At 36.5% G+C, this 16,443-nt stretch carries 15 protein-coding genes, 1 pseudogene and 1 riboswitch; of the genes and pseudogenes, 7 read left to right on the forward strand and 9 right to left on the reverse strand.

The window, feature by feature from the left end; all coding sequences use genetic code 11:
* Positions 1–70: 70 nt before the first annotated feature.
* The 3 genes from QRE67_RS02060 to QRE67_RS02070 form a co-directional block, all read right to left on the reverse strand.
* Positions 71–1,156 carry a polysaccharide deacetylase family protein gene (locus tag QRE67_RS02060; protein ID WP_286123316.1) on the reverse strand — a complete coding sequence of 362 codons (1,086 nt, stop codon included), beginning with the start codon at positions 1,154–1,156 and terminating at the stop codon, positions 71–73.
* 529 nt (positions 1,157–1,685) lie between these two features.
* The gene (locus tag QRE67_RS02065) at positions 1,686–2,804 is read right to left on the reverse strand and encodes a polysaccharide deacetylase family protein (RefSeq protein WP_286123317.1); all 1,119 of its coding nucleotides are present in this window, start codon (positions 2,802–2,804) and stop codon (positions 1,686–1,688) included.
* A gap of 300 nt (positions 2,805–3,104) precedes the next feature.
* A complete protein-coding gene (locus tag QRE67_RS02070; protein WP_286123319.1) occupies positions 3,105–4,301 on the reverse strand; it encodes a NupC/NupG family nucleoside CNT transporter in 1,197 nt (398 codons plus the stop codon).
* A gap of 206 nt (positions 4,302–4,507) precedes the next feature.
* Positions 4,508–4,609: riboswitch (purine riboswitch) on the reverse strand.
* Between the two features lie 120 nt (positions 4,610–4,729).
* Between QRE67_RS02070 and rlmD the strand changes: the two genes are divergently transcribed.
* Together rlmD and QRE67_RS02080 are read left to right on the forward strand one after the other, a co-directional pair.
* A complete protein-coding gene (gene rlmD, locus QRE67_RS02075) occupies positions 4,730–6,106 on the forward strand; it encodes a 23S rRNA (uracil(1939)-C(5))-methyltransferase RlmD (protein ID WP_286123320.1) in 1,377 nt (458 codons plus the stop codon).
* Positions 6,107–6,367: 261 nt separating this feature from the next.
* Entirely contained in the window at positions 6,368–7,330 is a 963-nt protein-coding gene (locus QRE67_RS02080; RefSeq protein ID WP_028399801.1) for a tRNA dihydrouridine synthase, read from the forward strand.
* A 274-nt stretch (positions 7,331–7,604) separates the two neighbouring features.
* On the opposite strand, the gene QRE67_RS02085 is transcribed toward QRE67_RS02080, so the two are convergent.
* Positions 7,605–7,838, reverse strand: coding sequence for a hypothetical protein (locus QRE67_RS02085; protein WP_286123321.1), 234 nt, complete (start codon positions 7,836–7,838; stop codon positions 7,605–7,607).
* 136 nt (positions 7,839–7,974) lie between these two features.
* Positions 7,975–8,268, reverse strand: coding sequence for an RNA polymerase alpha subunit C-terminal domain-containing protein (locus tag QRE67_RS02090; RefSeq protein ID WP_286123322.1), 294 nt, complete (start codon positions 8,266–8,268; stop codon positions 7,975–7,977).
* Positions 8,269–8,383: 115 nt separating this feature from the next.
* On the opposite strand from QRE67_RS02090, the gene QRE67_RS02095 reads away from it, so the two are divergent.
* Positions 8,384–8,608 (forward strand): hypothetical protein, encoded by a 225-nt coding sequence (locus QRE67_RS02095; protein WP_286123323.1) that lies wholly within the window; start codon positions 8,384–8,386, stop codon positions 8,606–8,608.
* Positions 8,609–8,771: 163 nt separating this feature from the next.
* On the opposite strand, the pseudogene QRE67_RS28555 reads toward QRE67_RS02095, so the two are convergent.
* Positions 8,772–9,035, reverse strand: a pseudogene (locus tag QRE67_RS28555) (recombinase family protein).
* A 122-nt stretch (positions 9,036–9,157) separates the two neighbouring features.
* Here QRE67_RS28555 and QRE67_RS02105 point away from each other — a divergent pair.
* Together QRE67_RS02105 and QRE67_RS02110 are read left to right on the forward strand one after the other, a co-directional pair.
* Positions 9,158–10,261, forward strand: coding sequence for a lactonase family protein (locus QRE67_RS02105; protein WP_286123324.1), 1,104 nt, complete (start codon positions 9,158–9,160; stop codon positions 10,259–10,261).
* 230 nt (positions 10,262–10,491) lie between these two features.
* Positions 10,492–11,400, forward strand: coding sequence for an alpha/beta fold hydrolase (locus QRE67_RS02110; RefSeq protein ID WP_286123326.1), 909 nt, complete (start codon positions 10,492–10,494; stop codon positions 11,398–11,400).
* 307 nt (positions 11,401–11,707) lie between these two features.
* Here QRE67_RS02110 and QRE67_RS02115 read toward each other — a convergent pair whose 3' ends face one another.
* Positions 11,708–12,226 carry a general stress protein gene (locus QRE67_RS02115; protein WP_286123327.1) on the reverse strand — a complete coding sequence of 173 codons (519 nt, stop codon included), beginning with the start codon at positions 12,224–12,226 and terminating at the stop codon, positions 11,708–11,710.
* 460 nt (positions 12,227–12,686) lie between these two features.
* On the opposite strand from QRE67_RS02115, the gene QRE67_RS02120 reads away from it, so the two are divergent.
* Positions 12,687–13,220: a YehS family protein gene (locus QRE67_RS02120; protein WP_286123328.1), complete on the forward strand. Its 534-nt coding sequence runs from the start codon at positions 12,687–12,689 to the stop codon at positions 13,218–13,220.
* Between the two features lie 344 nt (positions 13,221–13,564).
* The gene (locus QRE67_RS02125) at positions 13,565–14,272 is read left to right on the forward strand and encodes a M48 family metallopeptidase (RefSeq protein ID WP_286123329.1); all 708 of its coding nucleotides are present in this window, start codon (positions 13,565–13,567) and stop codon (positions 14,270–14,272) included.
* A 445-nt stretch (positions 14,273–14,717) separates the two neighbouring features.
* On the opposite strand, the gene QRE67_RS02130 is transcribed toward QRE67_RS02125, so the two are convergent.
* Positions 14,718–15,209 (reverse strand): hypothetical protein, encoded by a 492-nt coding sequence (locus tag QRE67_RS02130; RefSeq protein ID WP_286123330.1) that lies wholly within the window; start codon positions 15,207–15,209, stop codon positions 14,718–14,720.
* A 538-nt stretch (positions 15,210–15,747) separates the two neighbouring features.
* On the reverse strand, positions 15,748–16,443 hold the full coding sequence (locus tag QRE67_RS02135) for a GNAT family N-acetyltransferase family protein (protein ID WP_286123331.1): 696 nt from the start codon (positions 16,441–16,443) through the stop codon (positions 15,748–15,750).

Here is a 16,443-nt window from a genome sequence, read left to right on the forward strand (position 1 = left end):
TATATACATAATACTAGAAAATTCAAAAAATATAAATAGAGCTCAATCAACATTGAGCTCTATTTTTCCATTATTTAATAGAAAGTCCAAATTGTTCAACGGTTGTCGAGTTATGCATACGAATGCGCTTCATTTTTAGCAGTTCATCGGGTTCACCTTTTGTAATAAACTGCCCTGATTTTGTCGTTGTCGCAAACTGATAATATTTTCTCGTTTCTTCCACAACTTTATCATTTACATGACCAAACGGATACGCAATTGCAATAACGGGCTTGCCTGTTATTTTTTCAAGTTTCTCTTTTGATGCTTTTAATTCTTCTTCATAGTTTGTGATTTTTGGTAAATCAGCATGTGTTGCAGTATGAGATTGTACAGAGAAAATACCAGAGTCGACCATTTCTTTTACATCCACTGTTGATAAAGAACCTTCTACATCAACGTTATCAACAATCATATATTCAGTTGCAGTTGGGTTAAATGTATCATCCTTTAGCTTTTGTAAAATACGAAAGGCATTCATATTATTTTTCATACCGTCATCAAACGTAACAAAAATTGGTTTGTTTACTTTATTCATATCATTCCAGCGTTCGAACGTTAACAATGTATAGCCGTTTTCTTTTAAATACTTCATTTGTGCTTCAAAGTTAGCTGGAGACACAAATAAATCTTTAATTCCTTGGCCATGATAATCATCAATCGCATGATACATTAAAACAGGAACATGCTGCTGAAACGTAATAGCAGATGTCGCGAGTGGAATGGTTTTTCCATCTTCTTTTATACCAACTGTCTCGATTTGGTACTCGCCGCGTTTCCCTTCAAACTCTTTTACATCGAAAGGAAGAGAAAATTGCTTGCCTTTTTCTTTAGAAGAAAATGATTTTGCACTTTCTTTTCCATCGGCCGTACGCCAAATTTTATATTGTACCTCGGTTAAAGAATCTTTTATATCCGTTATATGAATAGATGTGTTTGTTGATTCATGCGTAATGGAATTCCAAGAGATTTTACCCTGTGTTTGAACCTTTACCTCTTGCTTTTTCGGTTGTTCTTGAACCGTTTTCTCTTTTTTCGGCTCTTGATGTGTAGTGCTCGTGTTACACCCTGTTAGAATAACAGATGTACATAAAGCGATCGCTGTGTATTTTTTCATAACAATCATCCTTCTATTGTGTATTATCCGTTATCACCATAGTAAAACGCCCACCGCTGTGAAAAAGTGGTGGGGAATGTTTCAAACTTCTGTAATGATGATAAGTACTTCTTTACCCTTGTTCATCATATCGTTAGGGGAAATATTTTTGGGGGGAGAATATATTATAGAAAGATCGGCCTATCTACGTCGAGCTACTTTTCTTTTTGTAGATTTGTTACAAGAAATAATAATATAACCTAGCGCAAAAATTGTAGGAATTAAAAATACATAACTAGGTATGCCAAAAACGTAATAACTTTTCATACTCAAAAATAGCAAATGTAAAAAGTCAAAAAGAGCATGTAATTTCATAAGAGCCTCCTGCACAAATATTTAACAAATTATAACATTTTTGTATGGGATATATATGTCCAGGGTTGTGATTTAAGCTGAATTTAAGGTAGGGAAAGAAATTTAACATTTATTATTTATAGAAAACAGGCAAGAAAAAAAGGCTGCTTTTGAAATAAAACAGCCTTAAAAACTATTAATATTTTTCTTTTACAAGAGATATAAATTGTTCCATTGTTGTATAAGGACCGACAAAGTGTCGTTTAATTAAATATTGTTCGTTCGGTGTACCTTTTGTAATATGAGTTCCGTGATCTGTTGTGACCGCAAATTCGTAATGTTTCTTTGTTTCTTCCACGGCTTGATCATTGTAAGAGCCTACTGGGTAGGCAAGAGCAATAATTTTTTTACCTGTAATACTTTCAATTTTTTCTTTAGATGTATGTAATTCTTCATCGTAATTATTTGTATGGGCCATCATTGTATGATTAGCAGTATGAGCTTGAATGGAAAAAATACCGGAATCAAGCATTTGTTTTACCTCATCTGTTGTGAGACGATTTGGTTTATCAAGGTCATTTGAAACAACAAATTCTGTGGCTGCCGGTTGGAACTTATCATCTTTTAATTTTTGTAAAATATGAAGAGCATTCATATTGTTTTTTCGGCCATCATCTAATGTGATAAAGATCGGTTTGTTCACACGGTTCACATCGCCCCAGCGTTCAAACGTTAACATCGTATAACCGTTATCTTTTAAATATTGCATATGTTTTTCAAATTGTTCTGGTGGCACGTACAAACCTAATTCGCCATCAGCTGGTCCAGGGTATTTCTCAATGGCATGATACATGAGAAATGGTACATGTTGTTGGAATGTAATCGTAGATTTAGTAAGAGGTACTTCTTTGTTGTCTTCTTTCAAACCTATCGTTTCAATTTGATATTCTCCGCGCTTTGAATTGAATGCTGTTAAATGAAATGGGAGCGCGAAATTATGATCTTTTTCCTGAGATACAAAGGTTTGCTTACTTTCAGGTCCATCAGCCGTACGCCAAATATGGTAACGTACTTGTGTAAACGAATCTCGTAGGTCTTTTGTGTAAAGTGTGGTGTTCTTTGCGTTGTATTCAAATGGGTCCCACGCCACTATTCCTTGTGTCAAAGGTACTTCTACTGTTTTTGCTTCTACCTTTTTCGTTTCTTTTTGACTCTCGGCAATTGCTGGTTTTGTCTGTTTATCACTAGTTGTACTAGTGTTGCAACCTACGAGAATGGTAGAAGAAAGTACAGCAATACATGCATATTTCTTCATCGAATCATCCTTCTATTGTGTTTTTTATTGTCTCCCATGTGCAATAAGATCCCTCGCTTCGATCTCCTAGAAAGGCGGGGGATAACTGTTCATAAGAGCCAATTCATTCAACTGTCCTTGCGTGAAGGAAGTTGAACGATACCCTTGTCCCATCATATCACTATGAAATATAGAGGGGAATATCCTTTTTTGGATGAATTCGACAAAAATTCTATTTATTCGAAGTTTGTAGATCGTATGTAAAATTTTTGTGAAGCAAAAAAAAAGCAGCTTTCTGTTTAGAGAAAGCTGCTTTTTTGACTAAATAAATAATCCGGCAATCGTTGCGGATAAAATAGAAGCAAGTGTAGATGCAAATAGCATTTTCCAACCGAAGCGAGATACGACGCTTCCTTGTTTTTCAGAAAGTGCACGAATTGTACCGACGATCGCACCGATTTGACTAATGCTTGCAAAGCTAATTAAGAATACTGTTACAATCCCAACTGTACGTGGAGATAATGTTTTGGCAACTTCTTTTAAATCAAGAATCGCTACAAATTCATTTAGGACAATTTTTGTACCCATAATGCCCCCAGCTGGAATGATATCATGTGCTGGAATTCCCATTAAGAATGCAAATGGTGCAAGAATGTAACCGAAAATTTGTTGTAGTGTAATTGCATATCCCATTGCTCCTGAAGCGGCGCTAATGACATAGTTTACAACTTCCATAACACCGATAAAGGCGATCATTAAAGCTGCAACAATACCAGCTACTTTTAAGCCATCTAACGCACCATTAATCATGGCACCGATTAAGCTATCACCAAATAGGTTTTTATCGAATTTCTGGATTGTTTCATCTTCCTTTGCTGTATCAACCGGTGTTAATAATGAACAAACGATTAAGCTAGAGAATAAGTTCAGCGGCAGAGCTGCTAGTACATACTTTGCATCTAACATCATGACATAAGATGCTGTTACGGAAGCTGAAACAGAACTCATTGCTGAACAGCAAATAATGAACATACGGTTTTTATTAAAATGTTTTAAATCATTTTTAATAACAATTAATGCTTCACTTGAACCGAAGAATACGGAGTTTACCGCATGGAATGATTCAACACGTGGCAGACCAGTAATTTTAGAAATTGCACCGCCAACAATGCGAACGATGAATGGTAAAATGCCTAAATAGCTAAAAATAGAAAGTAGTGCAGAGAAAAAGACGATAATTAATAGGACATTTAAGAAAAAGACAAAGTCTCGTTGGATTCCGTTGAAGAGAAAATCCACACCTGTTGTACCAAGTTTAATGAGTTTATTGAAGACCTTACTAATTACAATAATGATTTGCTGCCCAATTTTTGTACCAAACATAAACCAACCAATTAAAATTTGGAAAACAATCATAATAGCAATTGCACGGAAATTGATTTTACTTTTGTTGTTTGAGAAAGCAAAACATAGACCTAGTACGGCAAGAATACCGATAACACTCATTACATATTGCATGTAGTTGCCCCTTTCAGCAGTTCGTATAAAGTTTTTACATAAAACCGTCGTTATATAACTAATAAATAAAGTAACAGAGGTTTCATGTCATACGTAAGATGTCTGACCTTTTAGAAAAATAAAAAATAAAAAAGACTCATATGGATTCACTTTCATCTATGCGAGAAAGCTAATCCATATGAGTCTTTGTATACACAAAAAAGCTAATATTTATTAGTTTTCCCCATAGTCCAGCAATTTCCGGTTGCCAGGTAGAAACTCTCGATCCATATTATCGAGTATATATGAGGTAACATCATCCGTATTAAATTAGTAGTAGCGTATCATTAATCGACAAAATTCGTCAATAGCTTTTTTTCTTCCAATAGCTAAAGGGTAAAGGAATATGGTAAAATGTAACGCAGTGTATGGAAAAGAGAGGTCGGAAAATGAGTAATAAAATGACGCCACCAGTTGAAAAAAACGAGTTTATAGATGTAGTGTTTGAAGATTTAACACATGACGGTGCCGGTGTTGCGAAAGTAGAGGGTTATCCTATTTTCGTGAAAAACGGATTACCAGGTGAAGAAGCACAAATTAAAATTATTAAAGTGAAAAAGAACTTTGCTTTCGGGCGTTTAATGAAGCTTCATAAAGAAAGCCCATATCGCAAAGACGCAGAATGTCCAGTATATAACCAATGCGGTGGTTGCCAGCTTCAGCACTTAACGTATGAAGGGCAACTACAAGCAAAAGAAAAACAAGTGCGTGATGTGATGCAGCGCATTGGTGGACTACATGATGTACCCGTTCATCCAGTTCTTGGTATGAAGAATCCATGGGTATACCGAAATAAAGCACAAGTACCAATTGGAGAACGTGAAGGCGGACTTGTTGCTGGTTTCTATCGACAAGGAACACATGACATCATTAATATGGAAACATGCTTAATCCAGGCAGAAGAAAACGATACATTAATTCAAGAAGTAAAACGTATTTGTGAGAAGCATGATGTAACAGCGTACAACGAAGAACGTCATAAAGGAACGCTTCGACATGTGATGGCTCGCTACGGACAAGTAACAGGGGAAATCATGCTTGTCTTTATTACGCGCAGCGCAGAACTTCCAAATAAAAAGGCAATCATTGAAGAAATTACAGCGAAGTTCCCAAATGTAAAATCAATCGTTCAAAACGTAAATACGAAACGCACGAACGTCATCTTTGGTGACACAACAACAGTTCTATACGGATCGGAATATATTTATGACTTTATCGGTGACATTAAATTTGCTATCTCAGCACGTTCTTTCTATCAAGTAAACCCGGAACAAACGAAAGTGCTATATGACAAAGCATTAGAATACGCAAAACTAGATGGAAATGAAACAGTCATCGATGCTTACTGCGGAATCGGATCAATCTCCCTATTCCTAGCGCAAAAAGCGAAAAAAGTATACGGCGTCGAAATCGTCCCAGAAGCAATTGAAGACGCAAACCGCAACGCTGCCTTAAACAACATGACAAACGTTGAATTTGGTGTAGGCGAAGCAGAAGTAGTCATTCCAAACTGGTACAAACAAGGCGTTATCGCCGATACAATCGTAGTCGATCCACCGCGCAAAGGATGCGACGAAGCACTACTAAACACAATCATCGACATGAAACCAAAGCGTGTCGTATACGTATCATGTAACCCAGCAACGCTTGCACGTGACTTAAAGATTCTTGAAGAAGGCGGATTTAAGACGCAGGAAGTACAGCCTGTTGATATGTTCCCGCATACGACGCATTGTGAAGCGGTCGCGTGGTTGGAGTTGGTATAATAGAAAAGCAGTTGATATAGAAAAAATCTATACCATCTGCTTTTTTGTTTATAAAAATACCATTCAGGACCGATTTTAGTTAAAATAAACATTGCCGATTTTCACAATAGTTTTTCACAAATTATAAATGTCCAAATGTACTTGTGTTTGATAATAAGTTATTAAGCATGATATAAGTGTAAAAGAAATGGAACATTTGGCTTTATATTTTTTGACCGAGAGTTTGAAGTTGTATCCATAGTGAGAGGATTTGAGTTTGAAATGATAGATAATTTTTGGCGTGATTTACCACGACCATTTTTTGTACTTGCACCAATGGAAGATGTGACAGATGTTGTTTTTCGTCACGTAGTAAGTGAAGCCGGTCGACCGGATGTATTTTTCACAGAGTTTACAAACTCGGATAGCTATTGTCATCCAGAGGGTATGAAAAGTGTGCGTGGCCGTTTGATTTTTACAGAAGATGAACAGCCAATGGTGGCACATATTTGGGGGGATAATCCCGAATATTTCCGTCAAATGAGTATTGGCATGGCAGAGCTAGGATTTAAAGGCATCGATATTAATATGGGCTGCCCTGTACCGAATGTGGCATCGAGAGGGAAAGGTAGTGGCCTTATTCTGCGTCCAGACGTTGCGGCAGAACTTATTCAAGCAGCAAAAGCGGGCGGACTGCCTGTCAGCGTGAAAACACGACTTGGCTATAAGGATGTAAATGAGTGGGAGGAGTGGCTAACGCATATTTTAAAACAGGATATTGCGAACCTTTCTATTCATTTACGTACAAGAAAGGAAATGAGCCAAGTAGATGCGCATTGGGAGCTAATTCCGGAAATCAAAAAATTACGTGACCGTATCGCACCAAATACGCTACTAACAATCAATGGAGACATTCCTGACCGTCAAACTGGGCTGCAGCTTGCTGAACAATATGGTATTGATGGCGTTATGATCGGGCGAGGTATTTTTAAAAATCCTTTTGCTTTTGAAAAAGAGCCAAAAGAGCATAGCAGTAAAGAATACCTTGATCTTTTAAGACTGCAGCTTGATCTTCAAGATCAATATGCGGAAGCACTGCCACGTTCAATCACAGGGCTTCATCGCTTTTTCAAAATTTATGTCAAAGGATTCCGTGGAGCTGGTGAATTAAGAAATCAATTGATGAACACGAAATCAACAGATGAAGTGCGTGCATTGCTTGATAACTTTGGAAAAGAATGTTGATGGGACGGGGACAGTGAAATGATGTAACTCTCAAAAAGTTAGAGAAAAAATGAATCACATCAACTCATGTGTACTTATTTTATTCAGTTTCAAGTTCCTTTGCAGCCGGCAACTTTTGTTTTGATAAAGTCTGTTTTCTGAAAGAAAAAGGTCTTAAGAATGTAATAAACCCACCAGCACCCTTGTGTTGCCACATACACTCTGCACATGTGGAGTGTGTGGCTTGGCTCATTTTAAAAGAAGGCAACTAATCCCCTTGGGGAAGTTGCCTTTTTTACGTTTTTTGTAACGGATTTACAAAGCTGTATTGAATATGGACAGTGCTATCGTAATCACAAGTAATCTTTTCCACCAGTGAATGGAGTATTGTTGGTGTTAATTCCTTTAAGTTTATTATATCTTTTAGCTTTTTGCCGATATTGATGGCGTAATTTTCGTTTTCGCATTCCTTCAATTTTTCATCAAGTTGTGCTTTTTTGATTTGAAGATCTTTTATCTTGTTATCCATTAATTATCACTTTGAGCGTTGGTTTTAATGTTGTACTTAATCAATTAATGCATCCTTGACTTGCAGAAATAATCAAATAAAATCATACTCCCGTAGTCATAAAATACATTCCTGTAAGTATAATAATTCTTGGTGTTTAGTTTTTGAATGATAACCCATTTTCCATCAAAGCAGACCTAAGTTTAGGTAAAGAAGCTGGTCCCATACCGTGAAATTGCAAAATCTCTTTTTCACTAAATTTTGATAGCTGTTGTATAGAAGTTATCCCATTGTTTTCCAATGCTCGTCTGGCTGGTGCCGAGAGTAGTGAAAGAAATCCGTTGTCAGGTTTGCGTTCTTGCTCACAAATCGGGCAGGTCGGACAGTCGCTACTTTTATAGTATTTATGTCCTTTGTTGCAAGTCCTTAAATTTTTCTTTGAAGTTGTCATTTTTAATGTCTCCTTTTCTCAAGAATTTTTTTTATCTTTTTGATATTCCATCAGATGATTTATCGCTATTGATAGCACTATTTTAACAGTAAATTAAATATTATAAATGAAACATATGGCACTTAATAAAATAAAGGTTTACCGAAAAAGAGGTGGATTTCCTTATAATAGAACTCAAATTGGAAAAGGAATAAAAGGAGCTTTTGAATTTAATACAGTAGAAGTTGAACAAAAGATTTCTAGTACATTAGACGAAGCAGAAATGTGGGAGTTCGTATCCAAACTGGTGCAACAAATATTAAAAATAGTAACAAAAGCATCTGGATTCTTGTTTCGCTAACAGATGCTTTTGTTTAAGAAGAAAAATAAAAAAGGTATTTACATATTAGACATATCTAAAATGTAAATATCTTTATTTATTAGGGATTTTTAAAATTTAGGTCTTGATAACTAATAGTAAGTGCTCACCCTTTTTTCTCTTATTCTTGGGATGTCAGTAAGGATTATTTCAATAAGGTCTTTTTCTTTAACTGCATGATTCGTACAGGCAATATTCGTGAAAAAATATTTTTTCTTTCTCGTTTTACCTCTGCCTCTTTTAGCCTTTTAGCTTGGTCGAATCCTTCACTTGAAGTAATCGGCTCATAGGCATTAGGAATGACTATCAGATCTTCTTCACTATTTTCCTTTCGTTTCTTATTGGTGAAATTAATTGTTGTTTCTCATCCTTGAACAAGGTCGCCTACATAGTGCGGGTTCTGTAAAATCTTTTTAACAGATGAGCCTTGCCAATATAGACCTGCATTACTATGAAGGTACTAATACATTTTAGGGGGAATTGAAATGGCAAAAGCACCATATAAAAATATAGAAGGAGGGGATTCATAAAATGCAGATAATGAACAAATATTTTCGTGCGAGTATGGTTTACATTATGACCAATAATGAAGTAATGAATCAAATCATTGCCTTTTACAGGGACATGAATGGTATGCTCACCTTTGCGGGTTCCTACCCAACTTATGGCAGAGGTACTGGTACAAAGGAAGTCTCCACTGCAACAGCAAACGATGGCGTCGATCCCCTTGCCGCACAAGGCGCCCTGACTCTGTCCCGTGATGGACGTTTCCTACTTGCAGTTAACGCAGGCAGCAATAGTATTAGTAGTTTCATCATCACCGACAGCGGAGCACCCGTTCTCGTGGATATGAAGCCATCAGGAGGTGCTCAGCCCAATAGCGTAGATGTGTTTGGTAATCTTGTCTATGTTTCCAATGTAGGTAATGCCGCTAACAATTTTGCCTCCAATATCACTGGTTTTCGTATAGATACTAACGGACGCCTTACCCCTATTCCCAAATCCACCCATTCTCTCAGCACCTTCAATGCACAGCCGGCGCAGGTTCTCTTCACTCCAGATGGCAGTAAAATTCTTGTCTCCGAGCTTACATCAAACCATCTCAGTATATTCCATGTAAATAAAAATAGTACGATTACAGGACCAATCGTTAATGATTCTTATGGTCAAGGACCATTGGGCGCCTATTTTCTATCGTCTGGAATCCTCTTAGTTACAGAAGCAGTTTCAAATGCGCTGTCCTCTTATTCATTGACTAACGATGGTATCCTTCATGTGATCAGCGGCTCTGTACCAAACGGATATAAGACTGCTTGTTGGGTTGTAACAACGAGGGATGAACGTTTTGCCTACACTACCAACACCTTAAGCGGTACCATTTCCACCTACCGAATCGATCCCAATGGAGCACTGTCGGTGGTAAGGCATATTACCAGTACACCGTCAGGTACGGTACCAGGTCTGCCGATAGATGCTGGAGTGAGTAAAGATGGACGGCATTTTTACACCCTTAACGGAAATCAGGGCACGGTCTCAGTATTTAATATCCAAGATGATGGTAGTCTTGTCAGATTGCAGGTTGCTGTATGGACCGACTTTCCGTATTTTGGATCGCAAGGTTTAGCTGTTCTTTGATTCTATTTGGTCCATCACATTTGACGGAGTAGAAAGTTTCTCTTAGTGTATGAGTCATCTTCAACTAACGGGGGCTTGAGTTCAAGAGGGTCAGTTGCTGCAGCGACTACTTTTTTCTTCCTTTCTATTAAAAAACGTTCGCAAAAGTCTATCAAACTCGACGAACGTTCATAAATGTTTTTATAGACACATACCTTGGTTTGAAAAGTTTTAAAAAAGGGGGAATAAAAATGGATAGACAATTTCAATCAACTTATTATCCGCAATATACTGGTTACCATCCTCAATATTATCCGCAATATACTGGTTATCATCATCAGCATTATCCACATTATCCATACCATCATTATTATCCACATCAACAGTATTACCATCCTGGATATAAGGTGATTGATAAAATGCAACCAGAAGATAAATTTGCTTCTATCGGGGATTATAAGCTTCATTATAAGCAATCCGGTACAGGGACTCAAACTGTAGTTCTCCTGCATGGTATACCAACCAATTCCTTTTTGTGGCACGGGGTTATACCTTATTTAAGTGAAATGTATACAGTGATTGTACCTGACTTACTTGGCTATGGATTGTCTGAACGGGCACCACAAGATGAGTTAGCACTTCCCAATCAGGCAACGCATATTTTAAAACTTCTTGATACCCTTAATATCCAGCAAGCTCATTTCGTAGGTCATGACCTGGGTGGAGGAATTGTCCGAATATTGTCTGTTAAGTATCCAGAACGTGTGTTAAGCATAGTTGTAGCTGACGGAGTATGCTGTGCTAACTGGCCTCTCCCTTTAGTTACAGCGATACGTTGGCCTACTGCACCTGAATTCGAACCAGGCACAGCATTAATTGGGCGAATGATTCGTGGTGGTGTACATAATCCTGAAATCTTAACCCCTAAAGTTATGGAAGCTTTTACTGCACCTTTTGCTACTCCATCAGGCCCAGAAGAGCTCAAACGCGCTTCTCTCGCACTTGACCATCATCAAACTGAAGATATTGTACCTGATCTTCCGAACTTAAAAGTACCAGTTACTCTCTTATGGGGACAACATGACCCTTATACTACTATAAGTTTGGGGCAGGAAACGGGCAGTGTTTTTGAGAAATCAAAGCACTGCTTTTTCTTTTAGTCAACGCTGCGGGCTATTTTTACTGCAAGCATGATTTATGGAGATGTACTTGAATTCATGGTACCGAGGCAATGTCTATGGTTGCTATCTCCAGTTCTGTACAAATGGCAGCATGGGGCTGTGTAGAAGTAATAAAGTTCTTTAATTTTACTCTTAAAAACACAAAGGAGGTACTACTAAGAATGTAGCATCTCCTTTTAAAGTTATTTAAAATATCCTCTATTTCATAATTAGATTAATAAAAACAAATAATGGAGTTGTTTAATTTTTCTTATTCTTAAAGCTTCATAAGTTCAACATAATATTTTTATAAAATACGTTTAAAATCTTTGTTTATACTTGCTTGTTTTAGTCTTTTTGATTTCACCAGGTATTTAATATCAGAGATATTATCATATGAAAGTTGAACATAATAATAGTTAATATACTCAAGCAATGCAAAAACATAAATAAATCCCGCAATTGATAATCCTCCTAAAGGTAATAAAGGATACCAATAAAAAAAATCGATAACAAACATAATAAGTCCGGCGATAATCATTCCAATATTCACTTTCTGTAAATTTTTTAATCGTTGAACAATCCAAACGGGAGTAATAGATGTCTTTTCCTTTTTTAGTCTTTTCCATTTTACGTACCAGTAAACAGTCCCTTGTAGTAAGAGAAACTCCAAAAGAAGAAATGAAATCCAAAAAGAATATAGCGAGTATAAATGTAATTTAGGATAAACATAATTAATTAAATAACTTAGAAAAACAAAACTAATTATTGAAAATAATTCACCTGTATATAAATAGAATAGCCTCTTTTCTATATTTCTTCTCATAGTTCTCACCTTTTATCATTATTATTAGGTTTTAAACATCTTTATTATTTTTTTACTGACTTTATTATTTTTTCAACAACTTTATTGTTCACGAACAGCGGCGGAAAGAGTCTTATAAGCGTACTTCCGGGTTTAACAAATATGGACCAGATCCACAGGCGCAATGAAAGAGACAAGAATGAATCAAAACATCATTTTAATCTTTCCTCAGACTCAAGGTCTTCTTGGGGTTTTTGGTATAACCTTCACAAATATTAATTCGAGTAAAACTATAAAACATGTCTTTAAAGTGTTAAAGTATTAATTTAGCGGGCATTAGCTTAAAAGTGTTGGGTGATCCAATCTTAAGGACGATTCTTGGTGATACGATTATATTTAACATGATAATTTGGAATTTAGAGCATGTTAGAGGATACGCTTTGACTGCTGTGCAATAGTCAATATTTTAGGAGGGTTAACGATGAGTATGAGCAATAATGATATATTAATTAGATTAAGATATGCTCTGGATATAAAAGATATAGATATGGTGGAGATATTTAAACTTGGTGGCATTGAATTAACAAAAGAAGAAGTGCTGGAGATGCTTACAAAATCAAAAAACAGTTACCATAATGAAGCTGACAATGATGATGATATAGTTGAAAATGATTACGTAATAAAATGCAATAATATTATGTTAGAGTCATTTTTGAATGGTTTTATTACTTTTAAAAGAGGAAAACAAGATCCAAAACCAGGGCAACCGGATAGACAAGCGATGTCTTTAAAGAATAAAGGAAGTGTCAATAATCTCATTCTAAAGAAATTGAAAATAGCACTAGCATTAACAAGTGAGGATATGCTTGATATATTAGAAGACGTAGGAGTCATGGTAACAAAAGGAGAATTAAGCGCTCTATTAAGAAAAGAAGGCCATAAGAATTATAAAGAGTGCGGTGATAGATACGCAAGGAATTTCTTAAAGGGATTAACTGTAAAATATAGAGGATAAGGAATCACCAATTAATTCTTTAATATAAATTATAATTAGGACACATCTTTTACGCATAAATGATGCAGGGGAAAACTATCCCGAAGCAACAAGCGTTGTAACTAATTAACGTTCCATGTATTTCCATAAACGCTCGCTGCATGGTGAGCGCGCATGTATATTCATGTTAAGAAGCTAAATGATACAATGGATGGAGTAGGAATTTTTATCCTGCTCTCATTTTTTTCATCATTTTTGATGTTAATTTTATCATTTGTAGTTTTGAAACAATGCATTTTTCTCAACCAAATACCACGCATAGTCATAATGCGAAAATAACATGAACGAATACTCTAGGTGATGAAATGATACATACATACTCAGGTGAGACAATTAGTTTTGATATAAATTACAAAAAGCGGAAATCCATAGGCATTTATATAGATTCTTACGGAAATGTTGAAGTTCAGGCTCCTAAAGGGACGCCTGTTGAATACGTTCTCCAATTGTTAGAGGAAAAATGGGATTGGATTCAGAAAACATCCAAGGAAATGAAGGATAGAATGCTTGGGCCACAGGAGAAGGTCTATAATCATGGGGAGAGCTTTCTATATTTAGGGAACACATATCCTATACAGATCTCTCAAGATGCAAGTATTCAACAAGACCATGCAGTGTTTGAAGGGGATAAGCTGCATATATATGTGAAACAGCTTGAGGATGAGAAAATAAAACAAGCCTTAAAACGATTTTATTATCAGCAGTGTAAAGCGTTAGTAGAGAAGAGTATCCAATCCTATCAAAGCAACTTTAAAACAAAGCCGCGTTCAATCCGTATTTCAGATAGTAACCGTACCTGGGGAACCTGTGATTCAAAGCTGCAGTTAACATTTAATTGGAAGCTGGCAATGGCACCGCTGAGGGTGATCGACTATGTAGTCGTTCACGAAATGTGCCATATGGTCCATCTAAATCATGATCGATCCTTTTGGCGCCTTGTTGGGAAAATAATGCCTGATTATAAGGAACTGGAGAACTGGTTAGCATTATCAAGCTGGAAAATGACTGTTTAGCAGTGATATCGTTGGAGCGATTACTATTGCACTACAGTTTTAGTTTATAATTGCTTCTTCTCTTATAACTGAACTCACCAACATCCCATTGTATTGCCGCATACAATCTGGACATGTGGAGTGCATGGCTTGGCTTGGCTTGGCTTGTTAGAAAAGAAGAGTAGAGATGTAGCAGTGAGTAAGAGCCTCTCCGTGTGAAGAGGCTCTTGTTGATTTGTGAAGATAAGAAGAGGGGGCATGCTATTACATTTATTTTTTCGTTCGCGTCATCATAGTGGTTAAAATCAAAACCATCAGCAAGAGTAAATACTCGGAATCTATTTTAAAATACTGATTGAAATGACCTGTGTAACCATCCTATATTGAGACTGGTACACAATGAATATCCAGACATCAAAGCCTTTAGTGAATTTTAAGTGAAAATTGAGATGGGTTTTAAGTTCCTTTAACACATTACAATAATTTTATAGGGAGTGGTTTGGGCGGGTATACTTTTGGTGGTAGCGCCATAGACAACAATTAGATTCCGGTTTACAGGAATTCTGGTAAAGGTTTGCCCATTTACTAATAAAATTTGAGTATATGGGGAAATATTTAATCTTAAGTTGCCATCACTACTCTCTAATTGGCTGTTAAAATAGTCTACTTTCACATTTTGATATGGTGTATCTTTTGCCATAACAAGTGCTCGAAATTGTGGAGGGAATATGAGGGGAACAGCCGCGTTTGCATCATAAAATCCAGTTACTCTATCTCCTACTCCCACTATTACATTGTCAACAAAGTAAGTAGTGGGTGCCACTATGAAATTTATTAAAGTTCCGGATCCGTTATCTACAGATATTAATTTGTAACAACCGGCTCCTTCATCATTTTGCCCTATCAAAAAATCACTAATGCTGGTTACGGTACCATTAAAAGATTGAAAATTTATCATTCTTTTACCTCCATAGCTAATTAAACTCATACCTATATAGATTATGCATTCCTCAGACTTTGTGTTATTTGTCGTGCGATTCTTTCAAGTTCCCCAAAAATAAATCACTATTTTTTTATACAAGCAAAGTACGGAAAGAAACGTAATAGCGTTTACATGGCAACATCGAGTTTTTCAACCAAACCTGATAAGCTAGGATGAGGTATTTTTAAATTTGATGGTAACAGGGCGTTACAGTGCCCATTTATTAAAGGAAATACAGTAGGATCCTTTTCCATAGACTTTTTTGAACTATCGCGCAGTTCTTTTTGAATGCTTCTCCGTTCTAGAACGCTAAGTAGAACCCTAATTTTAATCAGGGTTCTTTTTTAGAAAGAGGGCAAATTTTGTATTAAATGAAACAGCCTAATCTCTGAAGATGGGTGTTTCATTTAAAGAAAGGTGAGCACTTACTATCAGTAGTGTCTCAGCTTTCTTCTATTTAGAATGATAAAAATCACCAAAAAGAATCGAATATCAGGGAGTAGCAGCCACCGTTCTACTTCCCAAACCGAACCCAATACTCTCCATCTCGCTCTTCCATCTCATACCCTCGATAACCTTCTGCCAACAGTCTTTGTTGACCAACTATGTCGCTCATTCGAAGTACTTCAATGCTTGTCCAATCTTTCTTGTCATCGCCCTGCAATTCTTTGACAAAAATATAACGTATCCGGTCGCTATATTTTTCTTTTAGCGCAGCAACTTCCATCCCTTGGGCAAATTTGTCTTTTAAACTAGGGATATTAAATGGTGCAACGGTGCAACAAACGTAATCGTATTTGTTATCTGACTGCTTTAATTGCTCCATAATAAGGTTTGCTAATGTTTTTTGGATCCCGTTCCCACGGTAGGCTGGATGAACGTTTGAGATTTCTTGATAGATGACACGTTCTAATTCCTCAGCTTTTAAGCCGATATCAAACCCTAAATGGTCGTCATCGATGGGAGGAACTAAGAGCCCGCGAAACGCAATCAGTTGTTCGTCCACAAACGCACCAATCATCAATCCATTTCCGTTTAATATATATTGATATTCTTCTAACGTAAGAGGTTGTAAGCTATCCTTATTTTCTAATGCTTCAATCACCACATCTTGTAAGAATAAAATTTGGTGGATATGGTCTAGAGACAATGGTGCAACCTTGAATGTTTCCTCGTTTTGTTGCAGCGTTCCTTCATAAAGAATGTTCAT

Source organism: Bacillus sp. DX3.1 (assembly GCF_030292155.1).
Lineage (GTDB): Bacteria > Bacillota > Bacilli > Bacillales > Bacillaceae_G > Bacillus_A.